The organism is Rubrivirga sp., assembly GCF_049648075.1.
Classification (GTDB): Bacteria; Bacteroidota; Rhodothermia; order Rhodothermales; family Rubricoccaceae; genus Rubrivirga.
Window position 1 is genome coordinate 1 of record NZ_JBARYR010000737.1, and the last position, 1630, is coordinate 1630.

Genomic DNA, 1630 nt, shown 5'->3' on the forward strand with positions numbered 1-1630 from the left:
GGGCAGAGAATGGAGACGCCGCCGTCGGCGGCCCCCTGGCAAGGGGTGGTCGGGGTGCTCCCTAGCCTGAGACTCCACCGCCGCCGCTGCCGTGCTCCAGATCCGCCGCGTCCTGTTCCCCACGGACTACGCCCCGTGTGCCGACCGAGCGTTCGCGCACGCCGCGTTCTTGGCCGAGCGCTTGGACGCCGTCCTCGAGGTCGTCCACGTCGCCCCGGTTACCGGCGACGCCCGAGACCGTGCGGGCCTCTACCACTCGGCCAGCGGCGTGGAGCGCGACGACAGGATCGTCCGTTCGCCGGACCCCGCCGAGGCCATTCTTGAGCGGTCGCGCCACGCCGATCTCGTGGTGATGGGCACGCACGGGCGGCGCGGCGTAGTCCGGATCGCCGTCGGGAGCACGACAGAGCGGGTCGTTCGTGGGGCTGACTGCCCGGTGCTGGCGGTCGGCATCGACGCCGAGCGGTCGGTCCCGGCGACCGTCGACCGCGTGCTGGTCCCCGTCGACTTCTCGGCCTCGAGCGCGTCTGCCCTGGCCGTCGCCGATGCGCTCGCGGCGCTCTACGACGCGACGGTCGACGTCGTCCACGCCGTCTACGTCCCCGACATCCCAGGCGTGTACGGGATCGGGCTCCAGTTTCCCGGCACCTACCCGGATGTCGTTTCGAGCGCCGGTCGCGCCCTGCGTGGCTTGGTCCAGCAGCACGTCGAGGACGGCCGCGTCGGCGAGATCGTGACGCGCGTGGGGCCACCTGTCCCGACCATCCTCGAGGAAGCCGAGCGGCTCGGGTCGGGGCTGATGGTCACGCCGACGCATGGCCGGACCGGTCTCGCGCGCCTGGCCACGGGGAGCGTGGCCGAGGCCGTCCTCCGCCGCGCGCCCTGTCCCGTGCTCTCGCTCCCCTCGTTCGGTCGGATCCCGCTCGCGCCCGACCTCGAGGTCGAGCGTCCCGTCGCCCGGCCCAGCCTGGAGCTGGCCGACGTCCTCGCCAACCACGACGTCTAGAGCCATGTCCTTGTCCTCCCCTCCCGAAGGCCCCCGGGCCGTCACCGACGCCGACTTCCCCGCCGACGGACCCGTCCACGATCAACTCGCGGCGATGCTACTGTGGGCCGTCCACGCCCCGAGCGTCCTCAACACCCAGCCGTGGCGGTTCCGCGTCGTCGGTGGGAGCGACCCGCGCGTCGAGGTCTCCGTGGACCGCGCCCGGGTCTTGCAGACCGTGGACCCGGACGGTCGCGAGGCCGTGATCTCGTGCGGCGCGGCACTGTTCACGCTGCGGCTGGCCGCGCGCCACTACGATTACGCCGACCGCGTCGAGTACGCCGGTTCCGGGATCGGCCTCGAGGACGGCCTGGTAGCAACGTTCCGGCTGGCGGGGCCGGCTCCCGCGACGCGCCACGAGGAGGCCCTCTTCCGTGCCATCAAGCTTCGCCACACCAACCGCGACCCGTTCGCCGACCTCGGCGTGCCCCTCGGCCTCCTCGCTCGCCTCGTTTCACCTCTTGATCATCGAGTCAGACCACGCCGGCGCGGGCGCGCGAAGCCGCCGCCGAGACAACTTGACACGTCTCGTCCTCGAGGTCGTTGGCTCGTCCTCGAGGTCGCGTCTACCCTCGAGGGCGGGGC

General features: G+C 72.6%; 1 protein-coding gene and 1 pseudogene. Both read left to right on the top strand.

What is annotated here, in order from left to right; all coding sequences use genetic code 11:
• The first annotated feature begins 91 nt into the window (after positions 1-91).
• Positions 92-1006: a universal stress protein gene (locus tag WBA11_RS19475; protein WP_424522291.1), complete on the top strand. Its 915-nt coding sequence runs from the start codon at positions 92-94 to the stop codon at positions 1004-1006.
• Between the two features lie 4 nt (positions 1007-1010).
• Positions 1011-1630 (top strand): annotated as a pseudogene (locus WBA11_RS19480) (hypothetical protein); the annotation flags it as partial.